The organism is Nitrospira sp. (assembly GCA_015709715.1).
Taxonomy (GTDB): Bacteria; Nitrospirota; Nitrospiria; order Nitrospirales; family Nitrospiraceae; genus Nitrospira_A.
In genome coordinates this window covers 86780-100733 of record CP054184.1, presented here as the reverse complement: position 1 = coordinate 100733, position 13954 = coordinate 86780, and the positions used below count along the sequence as shown (strand labels likewise).

General features: G+C 61.9%; 12 protein-coding genes. 11 read left to right on the top strand and 1 reads right to left on the bottom strand.

What is annotated here, in order from left to right:
- The first annotated feature begins 146 nt into the window (after positions 1–146).
- From pyrR to HRU82_00385, 11 genes are all read left to right on the top strand, one after another.
- The gene (pyrR, locus tag HRU82_00435; protein QOJ33507.1) at positions 147–731 is read left to right on the top strand and encodes a bifunctional pyr operon transcriptional regulator/uracil phosphoribosyltransferase PyrR; all 585 of its coding nucleotides are present in this window, start codon (positions 147–149) and stop codon (positions 729–731) included.
- 14 nt (positions 732–745) lie between these two features.
- Positions 746–1669, top strand: coding sequence for an aspartate carbamoyltransferase catalytic subunit (locus HRU82_00430; GenBank protein ID QOJ33506.1), 924 nt, complete (start codon positions 746–748; stop codon positions 1667–1669).
- Between the two features lie 40 nt (positions 1670–1709).
- On the top strand, positions 1710–3002 hold the full coding sequence (locus HRU82_00425; GenBank protein ID QOJ33505.1) for a dihydroorotase: 1293 nt from the start codon (positions 1710–1712) through the stop codon (positions 3000–3002).
- 64 nt (positions 3003–3066) lie between these two features.
- Positions 3067–3597, top strand: coding sequence for a DUF4149 domain-containing protein (locus HRU82_00420; GenBank protein ID QOJ33504.1), 531 nt, complete (start codon positions 3067–3069; stop codon positions 3595–3597).
- Positions 3597–4784 carry a glutamine-hydrolyzing carbamoyl-phosphate synthase small subunit gene (gene carA / locus HRU82_00415; GenBank protein QOJ33503.1) on the top strand — a complete coding sequence of 396 codons (1188 nt, stop codon included), beginning with the start codon at positions 3597–3599 and terminating at the stop codon, positions 4782–4784. The genes HRU82_00420 and carA overlap by 1 nt, the downstream gene beginning before the upstream one ends.
- A complete protein-coding gene (sppA, locus tag HRU82_00410) occupies positions 4777–5745 on the top strand; it encodes a signal peptide peptidase SppA (GenBank protein QOJ33502.1) in 969 nt (322 codons plus the stop codon). Before carA ends, sppA begins: the two co-directional genes overlap by 8 nt.
- A 98-nt stretch (positions 5746–5843) precedes the next feature.
- Positions 5844–6776: a M48 family metallopeptidase gene (locus HRU82_00405; protein ID QOJ37062.1), complete on the top strand. Its 933-nt coding sequence runs from the start codon at positions 5844–5846 to the stop codon at positions 6774–6776.
- A gap of 23 nt (positions 6777–6799) precedes the next feature.
- Positions 6800–10069 carry a carbamoyl-phosphate synthase large subunit gene (gene carB / locus HRU82_00400; protein ID QOJ33501.1) on the top strand — a complete coding sequence of 1090 codons (3270 nt, stop codon included), beginning with the start codon at positions 6800–6802 and terminating at the stop codon, positions 10067–10069.
- A 23-nt stretch (positions 10070–10092) separates the two neighbouring features.
- Positions 10093–10569, top strand: coding sequence for a transcription elongation factor GreA (gene greA, locus HRU82_00395; GenBank protein ID QOJ33500.1), 477 nt, complete (start codon positions 10093–10095; stop codon positions 10567–10569).
- Positions 10570–10579: 10 nt separating this feature from the next.
- Positions 10580–11380 (top strand): SAM-dependent chlorinase/fluorinase, encoded by an 801-nt coding sequence (locus HRU82_00390; protein ID QOJ33499.1) that lies wholly within the window; start codon positions 10580–10582, stop codon positions 11378–11380.
- Between the two features lie 123 nt (positions 11381–11503).
- On the top strand, positions 11504–12649 hold the full coding sequence (locus tag HRU82_00385; protein QOJ33498.1) for an efflux RND transporter periplasmic adaptor subunit: 1146 nt from the start codon (positions 11504–11506) through the stop codon (positions 12647–12649).
- Positions 12650–12670: 21 nt separating this feature from the next.
- On the opposite strand, the gene HRU82_00380 is transcribed toward HRU82_00385, so the two are convergent.
- Entirely contained in the window at positions 12671–13897 is a 1227-nt protein-coding gene (locus tag HRU82_00380) for a hypothetical protein (GenBank protein QOJ33497.1), read from the bottom strand.
- Between the last annotated feature and the right edge of the window lie 57 nt (positions 13898–13954).

The window sequence follows — 13954 nt, the reverse complement described above, 5'->3', positions numbered from 1 at the left end:
TCTTGACAGGGTCGTTTCAACTCGCTAAGATCCCGCAGCCTTTAATGCTCATCCTGTGAGGTGGGTAAGGAGCTCATGATGATGCACGGCAGCGAGCCGCCCGACAGTCACGACCTTCTCATCCGGTGGGGTGGGGAGGTTTTTTTATGCCTCGCGCCAGGCAGGGAACGATGACGACTGACACAACACAGGGCAAACCCCAAGAACGCATCGTGATGGACGCCGGCGACATCGCCCGCGCCGTCACGCGCATCGCCCATGAAATCTTGGAACGCAACAAGGGCACCAAAGATTTGGCTCTCGTCGGCATTCGGACCGGCGGCGTCCATTTGGCACACCGGCTGGTCCGCCGCATTCATGACATAGAAGGCACCCAGATTCCGATCGGCGAACTGGACATCACGCTATACCGGGATGATCTGGCGCTCCGGAAGGATCAGCCGGTGCTGCGCAAGACGTCGGTCCCGTTCAAAATCTCAGACCTGAAGGTCGTGTTGGTCGATGACGTACTCTTTACCGGCCGGACCATCCGCGCCGCCATGGATGGACTGATCGATCTGGGACGACCGGCCGAAATCCAGCTGGCGGTGTTGGTCGACCGCGGCCACCGGCAGCTCCCGATCAAGGCCAATTACATCGGAAAGAACATTCCCACCTCGCGGGATGAGGCGATTCATGTCTCACTCGAAGAGAGCGGAGAAGAAGATCGCGTGGTCATCGTCAGGGGATAATCGAGGACAGCACTGTGGGCCTTAAACGAAAAGATCTCCTCAGCCTCACCCTCCTGTCGCCGGAAGACATCAACCTCATTCTCGAGACCGCGGACTCCTTCAAGGAAGTCACCGGCCGGGAAATCAAGAAGGTGCCGGCCCTGCGGGGCAAGACGGTGGTGAATTTGTTTTTCGAGCCGAGCACGAGAACAAGAACCTCGTTTGAGCTGGCAGCCAAACGCCTCAGCGCCGATGTCATCAATTTTTCTCCTTCGTCCAGCAGCGTGGTCAAGGGCGAAACCCTGCTGGATACCGCCCGCAACATCGAGGCCATGCAGGCGGACATCATCGTACTCCGACATTCCTCCGCCGGCGCGGCGGAAACGCTGGCCCGGGGCGTCAAATCATCCGTCATCAACGCCGGAGACGGCTGGCACGAACACCCCACGCAAGCCCTGCTGGACCTCTATACCATTCGGACCCGGGGGATGGACTTCGCAGCCCTTCGTGTAGCCATCGTGGGGGATGTCGCCCACAGCCGCGTCGCTCGATCGAACATCTTTGCCCTCACAAAGCTCGGCGCCGAAGTGCGAGTCGTGGGACCGCCCACGATGATTCCGCTGCACATCGATCAGCTCGGTGTCCGGGTCTATTCGAACCTGGACGAAGCCTTGCGCGGCGTCCACGTGATCATGATGTTAAGACTGCAGTTGGAACGGCAGGGGCGAGCCCTCTTCCCGACGATTCGCGAATATGCGACGCAGTACGGATTGACCGGCGAGCGGGTCAAGCTGGCGGAACCGGGAGCCATCGTCATGCACCCCGGGCCGATCAACCGCGGCGTCGAAATCGCCCCGGACGTGGCGGACAGCCTGTCATCCGTCATTCTCGATCAAGTCGCCAACGGCGTCGCCGTCCGCATGGGTATCCTGTACCTCATGTCCGGAGCGGGCAACTGATCGGGCGCTTCATTCACCTCTTACGCACGATAGGTAGGCAATGGCACTGTTGATCAAAGGCGGGCAGGTGATCGATCCGGGACGGTTCAACGGCATCGGTGATGTCCTGATCGAGAACGGCAAAATTTCGGCCGTGGCGCCGACGCTTCCCACGCCGGCCGGAGCGACGGTCATTCAGGCCGCCGGTCGATTGGTCCTTCCCGGCTTTGTGGACCTCCATGTCCATTTCCGCGAGCCGGGCTTCGAGTACAAGGAAACGATTCAATCCGGCACCGCGGCCGCCGTCGCCGGCGGCTTTACGTCCGTTTGCGCCATGCCGAACACCAACCCGGTGAACGACAACCAATCGATTACCGAATTCATGCTCGAACGGGCCAAAGCGGCGGGAACGGCCAGACTGTACCCGATCGGGGCCATCACCAAGGGCTCCGAAGGGAAAGAGCTGGCGGAAATCGGCGACCTGCGTCGGGCGGGCTGTATCGCCATTTCGGACGACGGCCGGCCGGTGATGAACAGTCTGGTCATGCGCCGTGCCATGGAATATGCGCGAGCCTTTGATATCCCCGTGGTCGATCATTGCGAGGATCTGCACCTCTCAGAAGGGGGCTGCATGAATGAGGGGCTGATTTCGACCGAATTGGGGCTGCCCGGCATTCCATCCGCGGCGGAGGATGTGATGGTCGCGCGCAACGTCTCGCTGACCGAGCTGACCGGCGCCCGCCTCCACCTAGCCCACATCAGCACGGCGGGGTCGGTTCGCATGGTCCGGGAAGCCAAATCGCGCGGGCTGCGGGTGACGGCGGAAGCCTGTCCGCACCACTTCACCCTGACCGAGGAGGTCACCCGTGGATACAATACGCTCGCCAAGATGAATCCCCCCCTGCGCACCTGGCAGGATGTGCAGGCCATCAAGGATGGGCTTCGCGACGGGACGATCGACGTCATCGCGACGGACCACGCCCCCCATGCGTCCCAAGAAAAGCAGCAGCAGTTTACCGAGGCGCCGTTCGGAATCGTCGGCTTGGAAACGGCGCTGCCCTTGACCCTGGCCCTCGTGGAGGAGGGAGTCCTGTCGCTGGAAGGGGCGGTGGAGAAACTAGCGACCGCGCCGGCCAAGGCCTTCAGCCTCCCGGCCGGCACCCTGGCGGTCGGTGCGCCCGCGGACGTCGCGATCGTCGATCCCAAGACGCAGTGGGAGGTGGATCCCGCACGCTTCCGTTCGAAGAGCCGCAATACGCCCTTCGCCGGCTGGAAGGTGAAGGGGCAGGTGACCACCACGATTGTAGGCGGACGAGTAGTCTTCGATCTGGAGCGCCCGGCGCCCCGCGCGTAGCCCTGACGCTTTCTGGCGAGACGAATGTGATACGAGAACAGAATCGGCGGCAGGGAGCCACAGCTTGCGTGAAGGGGCGGCGAGCGTGCGGCAAGGGTTGATCGCCTGTGTCACGCTCGAATTATTGGCCTTGGGGATCTGGATCGGCGGCCTCGTGGTATTGGTAGCGGCCGTGATCCCCGCCGTGTTCAATACCTTCGGTGGACAGGATACCGGCGGGTTTTTCCTGACCCGCGCCTTCGAAGGCTACAACCGCCTGATCCTGGGAACAGCCGCCGCCTTGACCGCAGGCCTTCTCTGGCGGGCTTGGTTGGTGCGCCAAGGGCAGATATCGAACGACGTGCCCCGGACTGAATGGCTCCTATTGGGAGCGATGTTGGTCATTGCCGGAATCATTACCTTCGTCCTGCACCCCCAGGCGGCCGCTTTGCAGGCGCAGGCGTTTGCCTCCAAGGGGGAAGAAGCGAGGAAGGCCGCATTCGAAGCGTTCTTCCAGCTGCATAAACCGATGCGGATTCTGTATATCTTGAATGTGGGACTCGGTATCGCGCTACTGACCGTGCGGGTACGATCCTGGATCCCTGTGAAGGAGTAATGGTGAAGAAAGCGATTCTCGCGCTCGCCGATGGAACCTGGTTCGAAGGGCGGGCCTTGGGGGCGGAAGGAGAAACCGGCGGGGAGGTCGTGTTCAACACGGCCATGACCGGCTACCAGGAAGTCTTGACCGACCCCTCTTACCGCGGCCAGATCGTCACGATGACCTGCCCCCACATCGGCAACTACGGCGTCACGCCCGAAGACGTGGAATCCCGGCGCGTGTGGGCCGAGGGGTTTATCGTCAAGGAATCCAGCCGGCTCGCGAGCAATTGGCGCAGTAAGGCCACGTTACAGGAATATTTACAGCAGGCCAACATCGTCGCGATCGAGGGCATCGACACGAGGGCGCTCACCAGACACCTACGCGAGAAAGGTGCCCAACAGGGCGTGATCTCCCATCTCGACCTGGACCCTCGTCGCGTGGCCGAGAAGGCCCGCCAGGCCCCGAGCATCATCGGGCGAGACCTTGCCGCAACGGTCACCTGCGAGACCCCCTATCAATGGACCCACGGCACAGGCGACTGGGCCCCCAAGCTGGACCTGCCGAAAGTCGGTGCCGCACAGGAGCCGCGGAAGCGCTGGCGAGTCGTGGCCTACGATTTCGGGGTGAAACAGAATATTTTGCGGCGTTTGGTGGATGTCGGCTGCGACGTCACGGTGGTGCCGGCCTCCACACCGGCCAAGGCGGTGCTGGCCCTCAAACCCGACGGCCTCTTTCTCTCGAACGGTCCGGGTGATCCCGAAGGGGTGCCCTATGCGATGGCCGCGTTGCGGGAACTCATCGGTCGGCTGCCGATCTTCGGCATTTGCTTGGGCCATCAATTGCTGGGGTTGGCGCTGGGCTTTTCCACCTACAAGCTGAAGTTCGGCCATCACGGAGCGAACCACCCCGTGATCGACCTCCGGACGAGAAAGGTCGAGATCACCTCGCAGAACCATAATTTCGCCGTGCGGTTCCCCGCATCACGAGCGGGTGGGGCGGGCGACCTGGCCTTGACAGATACACCATTCGGCCGTGTGCAACTCAGCCACACCAGTCTCAACGACGAATCGGTCGAGGGCTTAGTCTGCCTCGATCAACCGGTCTTTTCCGTCCAGTATCATCCCGAGGCTTCACCCGGCCCACACGACTCCGCCTATCTGTTCGAGCAATTCGTCACCTTAATGGAGACCCAGCATGCGTAGCACTTGGCACTTCTCAACCGCGGGCGCTGTTTTGCTGGCAGCCTTGCTGCAGACCGCCTGCGTGACGATCAACCTCCCGCCCGGACCCGGCGCCCTCGAAGAACATAAGGTGAGCGGAACGGGCAAGGATAAGGTCCTCTTAATCGATTTGTCGGGCGTGATCAGTTCCGAGAACAAGGATGGCTTCTACTCCTCGCCAGGGATGTTGGCGACCGTGAAAGAGGAACTGGAGCGGGCCGCCAAGGATGAGCGCGTGAAAGCGGTCGTGTTGCGCATCAACAGCCCCGGCGGCACCGTAACGGCGTCCGACATCCTGTACCACGAGGTGAAGACCTTCAAGGCCGCGCGAAAAGTCCCTGTGGTGGCGTCGATCATGGACGTGGGCGCGTCGGGAGGCTACTACATCGCCTCCGTGGCAGATGCCGTCTTCGCCCATCCATCCTCCGTCACGGGCAGTATCGGAGTCATTATGATGACGGTCAACGCCAAAGGTCTGTTGGAGAAGGTGGGGGTCGAAACGAACGCCGTCACGTCAGGTCCGCGCAAGGACATGGGCTCGCCGTTTCGCGCCATGTTGCCGGAGGAGCGTACCATCTTTCAAAGCGTGATCGATGCCTTTTATCAGCGGTTCCTGCAGGTCGTGCAGGAGGGACGGCCGGGCCTGTCCGCCGACCAGGTCAGAAAGCTGGCGGACGGGCGGATCTACTCCGGTGAGCAGGCGAAGGCCGCGGGGCTCGTCGATGAGATCGGGTACTTGGATGATGCGATCGAACTGGCCAAGCAGAAAGCGGGCCTCGCTGAAGCACGAGTCGTCACCTATAGGCGGCCTGGAGAATACCAGAACAACGTGTACTCCCGCTTGGCCGGACCGGGAGCCACGATCGGCTCGCTCGCCAACCTGGACCTCCTCACGCTGGTACGCGGAGGATCGCCCCAGTTCATGTATCTCTGGATGCCGTGACGGCGTGAGTTGCATCATGGGCCTGAGACTGATTGAATGGAAGGATGATGACGCCCTCATCACCGACTTCCTCCATCGACACGTGGCTGAACAGCCGCATGGGTCGCCGCGCGCTGCTGGCCTTGGGTGCTCGCGCAGCCGCCGCCCTGCCGACCCTGACCGGCTTGGGCGCGGTGACGGGCCTCCTGCAGTCGCTCGCCGGCTGCCAGCGGGCTCCGGGGACTGCTCGCGACCAGTTCATATACATTTCCGAGGAAAAGGAAATGGCGATGGGCCTCTCGGCCTTTCGGGAGGTGTTGCGCCAGGCGCCCTTGACCAACAATGTGGAACTCAACGAGATGGTGCACCGCGTCGGCAACCGCATCGCAAAGGCAGCCAACAAGCCGGAGTACCAATGGGAGTTCGCCGTCATTCAGGACGACCGCACCGTCAACGCCTTCGCCCTGCCGGGAGGGAAAGTGGCGGTGTTTACAGGCATTCTCAAAGTTACCAAGAACGAGGACGGCCTCGCCACCGTCATGGGGCATGAGGTGGCGCACGCGTTACAACGCCATGGAGCGGAACGGATGAGTCGCGGGATTCTGGAGCAGATCGGGCAACTGGCCGCCCTGGGCGCGGGGGCCGCCGCAGGACGGCCGGATGCGGCCATGGCCGCCATGACCGTCTATGGAGTCGGCGTATCGCTGCCGTTCGACCGCCGCCAGGAATCGGAGGCGGATTACATCGGCCTGCGCCTGATGGCCGAAGCCGGCTACGACCCGCGTGAAGCCGTGGCCTTCTGGGAACGGATGAGCGGCTGCCCGCGCGCGATGATCAACAAACTCTGCTTTCGCTCGCAGCAGGCGATCCCGGAATTTCTCTCGACGCACCCCTCGGACGTCACCCGAATCAAACAGATCGAAGCCTGGATTCCGGAGGCCTTGAAGCACTACCATCCGCCGGGGCAGAGTCCGGTGCAACCGATCGGTCCGATCCAACCCTACCGCCCCCCGGTGGGCCCCATGCCCGAGGCGCCCCTGCCGACCGGCTAACATCCATTTGCTCGAGGTCAATCGTGCCACGAAGGACTGACATCCGTTCCATACTCTTGATCGGCTCCGGCCCCATCGTCATCGGCCAAGCCTGCGAATTTGACTATTCGGGCACCCAGGCCTGCAAGGCCCTCAAAGAAGAGGGCTACCGCGTCATCCTGATCAACAGCAATCCGGCGACGATCATGACGGATCCGGATTTTGCCGACCGCACCTATATCGAGCCGATCACCTTGGACGTGGTGGAGAAGGTCATCGAGTGCGAGCGGCCGGATGCGCTCTTGCCGACGATGGGCGGCCAGACGGCGCTCAACACGGCGATCGGCCTGGCCAAGCGCAGCGTGCTCAACAAATACGGCGTCAAACTGATCGGCGCTTCCATCGAGGCCATCCACAAGGCCGAGGATCGCGACGCGTTCCGGCAAGCCATGTGGAAAATCGGCCTACGGGTCCCCGACAGCGGTGTGGCCACGTCCTTGTTCGAGGCGGAAGAACAGGTGAAACGCATCCAGTTTCCTGCGATCGTCCGGCCCTCCTTCACCATGGGCGGCACCGGCGGCAACATCGCGTACAACATCGAAGAGTTCAGGACGCAAGTGGAGTGGGGGTTGGCGATGAGCCCCGTGCGCCAGGTGCTCATCGAACAGTCGGTCATCGGCTGGAAAGAGTTCGAGCTCGAGGTCATGCGCGATCTCAAGGACAACGTCGTCATCGTCTGTCCCATCGAGAACCTGGACCCCATGGGCATCCATACGGGCGACAGCATCACCGTGGCCCCGGCCCTCACGTTGACCGACAAGGAATACCAAATGCTGCGGGATGCGGCCGTCCGTATCATCCGAGAGATCGGCGTGGACACCGGCGGCGCCAACATCCAGTTCGGCATGAACCCCGCCAACGGCGAGATGGTCGTCATCGAAATGAATCCGCGAGTGTCCCGCAGCTCGGCGCTGGCCTCCAAAGCGACAGGATTTCCCATCGCCAAGATCGCGGCGAAATTGGCCGTCGGTTATACCCTCGACGAAATCACCAATGACATCACCGGTGTCACGAAAGCCTCGTTCGAACCGACCATCGATTACGTGGTGGTCAAGATCCCCCGCTTCGCCTTCCAGAAATTCCCCGGTGCCGATCCCACGCTGACGACGCAGATGAAATCGGTGGGCGAGGTCATGGCCATCGGACGCACCTTCAAGGAATCGCTCCAAAAGGCCATCCGGTCCATGGAGGTCGACCAATTCGGATTCGCATCGAAGATGGGGCTGGATCTGGAGGTGCCGTCGAGCCTGAATCGCGAAGAGGCGATGGAACAGGTGCGTAAGGCCGTGCGCACGCCGCTGCCGGATCGCTTGTGGCGACTGGCCGACGGCATGCGGCTCGGCATGGGCAATGAGGAACTCTTCGCCCTCACCAAGATCGATCCCTGGTTCCTCGACCAGATCCGCGACATCGTGACCTTCGAACAGCGCATCGTTGCCGAACGGGGACGGATCGGCGGGACGGGGCTGAACCAGGTGCTGCTCGCCGAGGCCAAGGAACGGGGGTTTTCGGACGTCCGTTTGGCTCAACTCCTCGGGGTCGAACAGGGGACGGTTCGGAACTGGCGACTGGCCTTGGGACAGGCGCCACAACCTCGGTCCGTGACCTACAAACGCGTCGATACCTGCGCCGCGGAATTCGAGGCCCATACGCCGTACCTCTACTCCACCTACGAACAGGAATGCGAAGCGCGCCCGACCGCCCGGAAAAAAGTCGTGATTCTGGGGGGCGGGCCCAACCGCATCGGACAGGGGATCGAATTCGATTACTGCTGCGTGCACGCCGCCATGGCCTTGCGGGAAGAGGGCATCGAGACCATCATGGTCAACTGCAACCCCGAAACGGTCAGCACCGACTACGACACTTCCGACCGCCTGTACTTCGAACCGCTCACGGAAGAAGACGTGCTGAACATCGTGGAGCGCGAGCGCCCCATCGGTGTAGTCCTGCAGTTCGGCGGACAAACACCGTTGAAGTTGGCCCTTTCACTCTCCCGAGCAGGGGTGACCATTCTCGGGACCAGCCCGGATGCCATCGACCGCGCCGAGGATCGCGAGCGATTCCGCGAACTGCTCGACAAACTCGGCCTGCGCCAGGCTGAAAGCGGCATGGCGCGTTCGGTCGAAGAGGCCGTCCGCATCGCCGACGCCATCACCTACCCCGTCATGGTGCGGCCTTCCTACGTACTCGGCGGGCGCGCCATGCAGATCGTCTATGACGAGGCCGGATTGCTGGCCTATATGGGCACGGCCGTCAAGGCGTCGGATAAACATCCGGTCCTGATCGACAAGTATCTGCGGGACGCCATTGAGATCGACGCCGATGCCATCTCCGACGGCAAGAACGTCGTGGTCGCCGGAATCATGGAGCATATCGAAGAAGCAGGGGTCCATTCGGGAGACTCGGCCTGCTCGCTGCCGCCCTATACGCTCGATGCCGCCCTGATCGAAGAGATTCGCCGGCAGATGACGGCGTTGGCGCTGGAACTCGGCGTCATCGGACTGATGAATGCGCAATTTGCCGTGAAGGATCGCACGATCTACGTACTGGAGGTGAACCCGCGCGGCTCACGCACCGTGCCCTTCGTCAGCAAAGCCATCGGCGTCCCGTTGGCCAAGCTCGCCATGAAGGTGATGGTCGGGAAATCGCTGCAGCAGTTGAACTTCGTGCAGGCGCCGACCCCGACCCACCTTTCGGTGAAGGAGGCGGTTTTTCCCTTCACGAAATTCGCGGGGGTCGATGTGCTGCTGGGCCCCGAGATGAAATCGACCGGGGAGGTGATGGGCATCGACAGCGACTTCGGCTGGGCCTTTGTGAAATCCCAGGCCGGCGCGGGTGCCATCCTGCCCACGGCGGGGACGGCCTTCATCAGCGTGAAAAGCGATGATCGTGCGGGAGCCCATGATGTTGCGCGACGGTTGGCCGCCTTGGGATTCCGCATCACGGCCACCTCGGGGACGGCGCTCTACTTGAGCGAGCAGGGGCTCACGGTCGACGTGGTCAACAAAGTTCAGGAAGGTCGACCGCACGTGGTCGATCACATCAAGAACGGGGAGGTGGCCCTGGTGGTCAATACCGTGCGTACGGCGTCGGCGCAGACCGACTCCCTCTCCATTCGACGGGAAGCCTTGCACAAGGGCGTGCCCTACTACACCACCATGCGGGGAGCACTGGCCGCGGTGATGGGCATTGAAGCCCTGCTCAAAAAGGGGCTTGCCATTCGCGCCTTGCAGGAGTATCACCGGGTGCAGTGAAGGATGGTCATCGGGAGGGAGGCATGCCGACACCGATCACGAGAAAAGGATACGAAGCGCTGAAGGCTGAATTGGATCGTCTGCACAAGGTCGAGCGGCCGCGGGTAATCGAGGCGATCGCGGAAGCCCGCGCACACGGCGACCTCAGCGAGAACGCGGAATACGACGCGGCCAAAGAACGCCAGGGCTTCATCGAAGCCAGATTGGCCGAATTGAAGGGCAAACTGGCCGACGCCCGCATCATCGACACGGCCGGCCGCACGAGTGAGACCGTGGTCTTCGGGGCTACCGTCGTCCTGATCGAGCAGGAAGCCCAGGAACGGAAACAGTACACGCTGGTCGGACAAGACGAAGCCGATTTGAAACAGGCACGTATTTCGGTGCAGTCGCCGGTCGGTCGAGCCCTCATCGGTAAACGGGTCGGGGATCTGGTGGAAGTGATCACACCTGCTCGTGTGGTGGAGTATGAAGTCATCGAAATCCGCTTCGATGAGTTGTAGGGTGTGATCCATGCCCGCGGCGATTCCCCTCATCACCCTCTTGACGGACTTCGGCGACCGCGATTACTTCGTGGCCAGCATGAAGGGCGTCATCTTGAACATCAACCCGCAGGCACACATCGTCGACCTGTCCCACCAGGTCACCCCGCATGATGTCGCGGACGCCGCCTACCTCTTGAAGTCCTGTTACCGATATTTCCCGGACGGCACCATCCACATCGCCGTAGTCGATCCTGGCGTCGGCGGGACCAGGCGACCGCTGCTGCTGTCGTCATCGCGCTATTTTTTTATCGGCCCCGACAACGGTATCTTCACCCACATTTACCAAGAGGAAAGCGCCGTCGAAGTCAGGCAGATCGAGAATCGGCAGTACCGTTTGGACTCCGAAGGCGCCACCTTTGACGGCCGTGACCTGTTCGCCCCAGCCGCAGCCTGGCTGACGAAGAACCAACCGCTCGGTTCGTTCGGCCGCCTGACCCCCAGCTACGAACGGCTCGCCTCATCCGAACCGGCTTGGGACAAACATGTGATGGCCGGCCAGATCATGTACATCGATCGCTTCGGCAACCTCATTACGAACCTCACGCCCTATCATGTGAAAGAGGTGCGGGGTGTGACGAAGCGATCGGAGCCCTACATCCGCATCGGAGGCTTGACCATCGACGGTCTCGTGAGGACTTACAGTGACGGGTCTGCGGACCACCCGCAGGCCTTGATCAACAGCAATGGGTACCTGGAAGTGTTTCTGAAAGAGGGCCGCGCCGCAGACCGACTTCACGTGGACCGTGGAGCCAGGATCGAACTCTGCTGAGCGGAGCGTGAATCGCCTCGTCCCCAACCGCACTCTCCACCTTCTCCAGTCCGACCTCGTTGACAGCCCAAAGAGCACGGTGCTGTAATGAACACAACACCTCTACGGTTGGTTGGCTTCACCATGAATCACGCTCTCCTCCGGCATCTCGGCCCAATCGTCTTCGGTTGTGCCCTTGCGGCCTGTACACAGCCCGATTCATCTCCCACGGCCCCGACCGGCGCCGACGCGCACCCTACGCCGACGGCCGAGATTCCAACACTGCTGGTCCAAGCCGCCGCAGACCATCCGAACCTGACCCTCTCCGCCCGCGTCACCTATGCGGAAGACGGGTTCTCCCGAATCTCGTCCCCCCTGGAGGGGCCGGTGCTGGATGTGCGGGTGAAACTGGGCCAGACGGTGAAGGCGGGTGACATCCTTATGGTCATCGATGCCGCCGATATCGCCAAGGCCTATGCGGCCTACGTCGAGGAAATCTCGGAACTCGGTCTCGCCGAACGCAATTATGAGCTGACGAAGGATCTCTACGATGCGCAGGCCATGTCCCGGAAAGATCTGGAGCATGCGGAGAACGACCTGAACCGCGAACGCGCCGAGTTCAAGCAGGCCAAGGAGCGGTTATTATCCCTTCGCGTGCCGGCGGAGGAACTCAGCAAGCCGCTCGACCAACAACAAATCACCTCACGCTTCGCCCTGCGCAGTCCCTTAACAGGCACGGTGGTCGAGCGGAACGTCACGCCGGGACAGATGGTGGGACCAGACACGGCCAGCCCGCTGTTCACGGTTGCCGATCTCAGGCGCCTTCAAGTCATCGCCGACGTGTATGAACGCGATCTTTCCGGCATCCGCGTCGGTTCCATCGCCGACATGACGGTCGAAGCCTACCCGGGCCTGACCTTCCCCGCCGCCATTGCCGTCATCGGGGACGTGGTCGATCCGGCCACCCGCACCATCAAAATCCGGGCATCGGTCTCCAACGACAGCGGTCGGCTCAAGCCGGAAATGTTCGCTCGCCTGATGCTTGCGGGCCGGGGCGGCGGCCCGACATTCATGATTCCCAGACAGGCCGTCGTCGAACGATCCGGAAAACAGTGGGTCATCGTCCGACACGATCAGGACCGGTATGAAGAGCGGGCGGTGGTCATCGAAGGGGTCGTGGGCAGCCAGGTAACGGTTCTGGAAGGGCTGTCGGCAGGTGAGCGAATCGTGCTCACGCCGTCACAGATCAAACGATTGACGGCGACGGGAGCCTCTACCGAAGGAGCTTAGGCGGATCAGGATTCCGATCGGTCAGAGTGAGGCGACCAGGATCCGCAGGAGGCCTGACAGGTCTTCGCTATCGAGCCCCGAGACCGCACGATTGGTCGTATTGCTGTAGGAGGCTTCGAGGGAGATCGTGGTCGGGTGGCCGTAGATTGGCTCGAGCGAGAAAGCGAACATGCCTTTTCCAACGACACTCTCCAGAGTCGTCAGCCGATCACTCGACCTGCTGCTCGTGTATCCTCCCATCGCACTTACCAACAACCGCTGACTCTGTTTATACAGCACGGACAAGGAGGCCATCGGCGTCTGAATCTTCGCTCCCGACCAACTTTGCGTCTCCGTTCTGTAACTGAGGGTCGGCGTCAGGGTCAGGGTATTGATCGGCCGATACACGGCTGTGAAGGTTTGAGCCAACGCAGTCGTGTGGGCACCCCCACGAGCCGCATCGCTCGTCAGGATATAACTGGAGGATAGTTTGGCGTTCCACGTCAGACCGCTGTAGGCGAGCGCCGCTTCCATGCTGTTGCTCTGGCTGCGCTGCGGCACGGTCCCCATCGGGTCGAACGTGCTGGCCAGCGAGCTGCGGGCGTAGGTGACGCTCAGTTCCGGCCAGGCCGGTTTGGTGACTGCCAGACCGATGCGGTGAAACGTCTGTTGGATCCGCGCCCGGCTGGGATCCAAGTCCACATTATTCCAGGTCTGTCCGGCCGAGCTCCGTACCTTCGCAAACCCGAGGGCATATTCCCCCCACATTTCGCGCACCGTTTGATCGGGCGAATTGAAGAAGGCTCGCCCCGCCGAACGGTAAGTGACGCCGTAGCGGAACGCCCCCGTCATCCCCGTCATGGCCATACGCACCATGCGCCTCGTCCCGTCGTCGCGCTGGTCGATACGGGCCGGCATGCCGGCATCGTTGGTGGCATTGTTGGCAACCTCGCCTTCCAAGGAAAACTGTCCCTTCAAAAACGTGGAGGCCGCGGCAATCCCTTTGGTCTGCGGCCGCTCGGAATCCGGAACCAGGTCCTTGAGCCTGGTCGAAGTCGTCGGAGGAACGAAGGAGGTAGCACGAAATGAGGTATGGAGCACCGGCGTGGCAATGGAATAGGGAATGGCCCCGGACCCGGACACCCGTGCGGCATCGCTCAGTTGGATCCGCTCGAGTAAGAGATTGGATGGTGGAGTCTGGTCCGCGGAGGCTTCAAGAGGAAGCAGGAGCGAGACGCCCAGGAGCCACAGCGCCCGGCACCGATTCATGAGGCGCAACCACAACAGACAACAGCGTCACGCAACATGACCTGAAGTCTAGCACTC

Excerpts from the sequence above, each read along its gene's own strand:
- HRU82_00385 (QOJ33498.1), top strand. The coding sequence starts at position 11,504 with ATGAATCACGCTCTCCTCCGGCATCTCGGCCCAATCGTCTTCGGTTGT.
- carA (QOJ33503.1), top strand. The coding sequence starts at position 3,597 with ATGGTGAAGAAAGCGATTCTCGCGCTCGCCGATGGAACCTGGTTCGAA.
- pyrR (QOJ33507.1), top strand. The coding sequence starts at position 147 with ATGCCTCGCGCCAGGCAGGGAACGATGACGACTGACACAACACAGGGC.
- sppA (QOJ33502.1), top strand. The coding sequence starts at position 4,777 with ATGCGTAGCACTTGGCACTTCTCAACCGCGGGCGCTGTTTTGCTGGCA.
- HRU82_00390 (QOJ33499.1), top strand. The coding sequence starts at position 10,580 with ATGCCCGCGGCGATTCCCCTCATCACCCTCTTGACGGACTTCGGCGAC.
- HRU82_00405 (QOJ37062.1), top strand. The coding sequence starts at position 5,844 with ATGGGTCGCCGCGCGCTGCTGGCCTTGGGTGCTCGCGCAGCCGCCGCC.
- HRU82_00425 (QOJ33505.1), top strand. The coding sequence starts at position 1,710 with ATGGCACTGTTGATCAAAGGCGGGCAGGTGATCGATCCGGGACGGTTC.
- greA (QOJ33500.1), top strand. The coding sequence starts at position 10,093 with ATGCCGACACCGATCACGAGAAAAGGATACGAAGCGCTGAAGGCTGAA.
- HRU82_00380 (QOJ33497.1), bottom strand. The coding sequence starts at position 13,897 with ATGAATCGGTGCCGGGCGCTGTGGCTCCTGGGCGTCTCGCTCCTGCTT.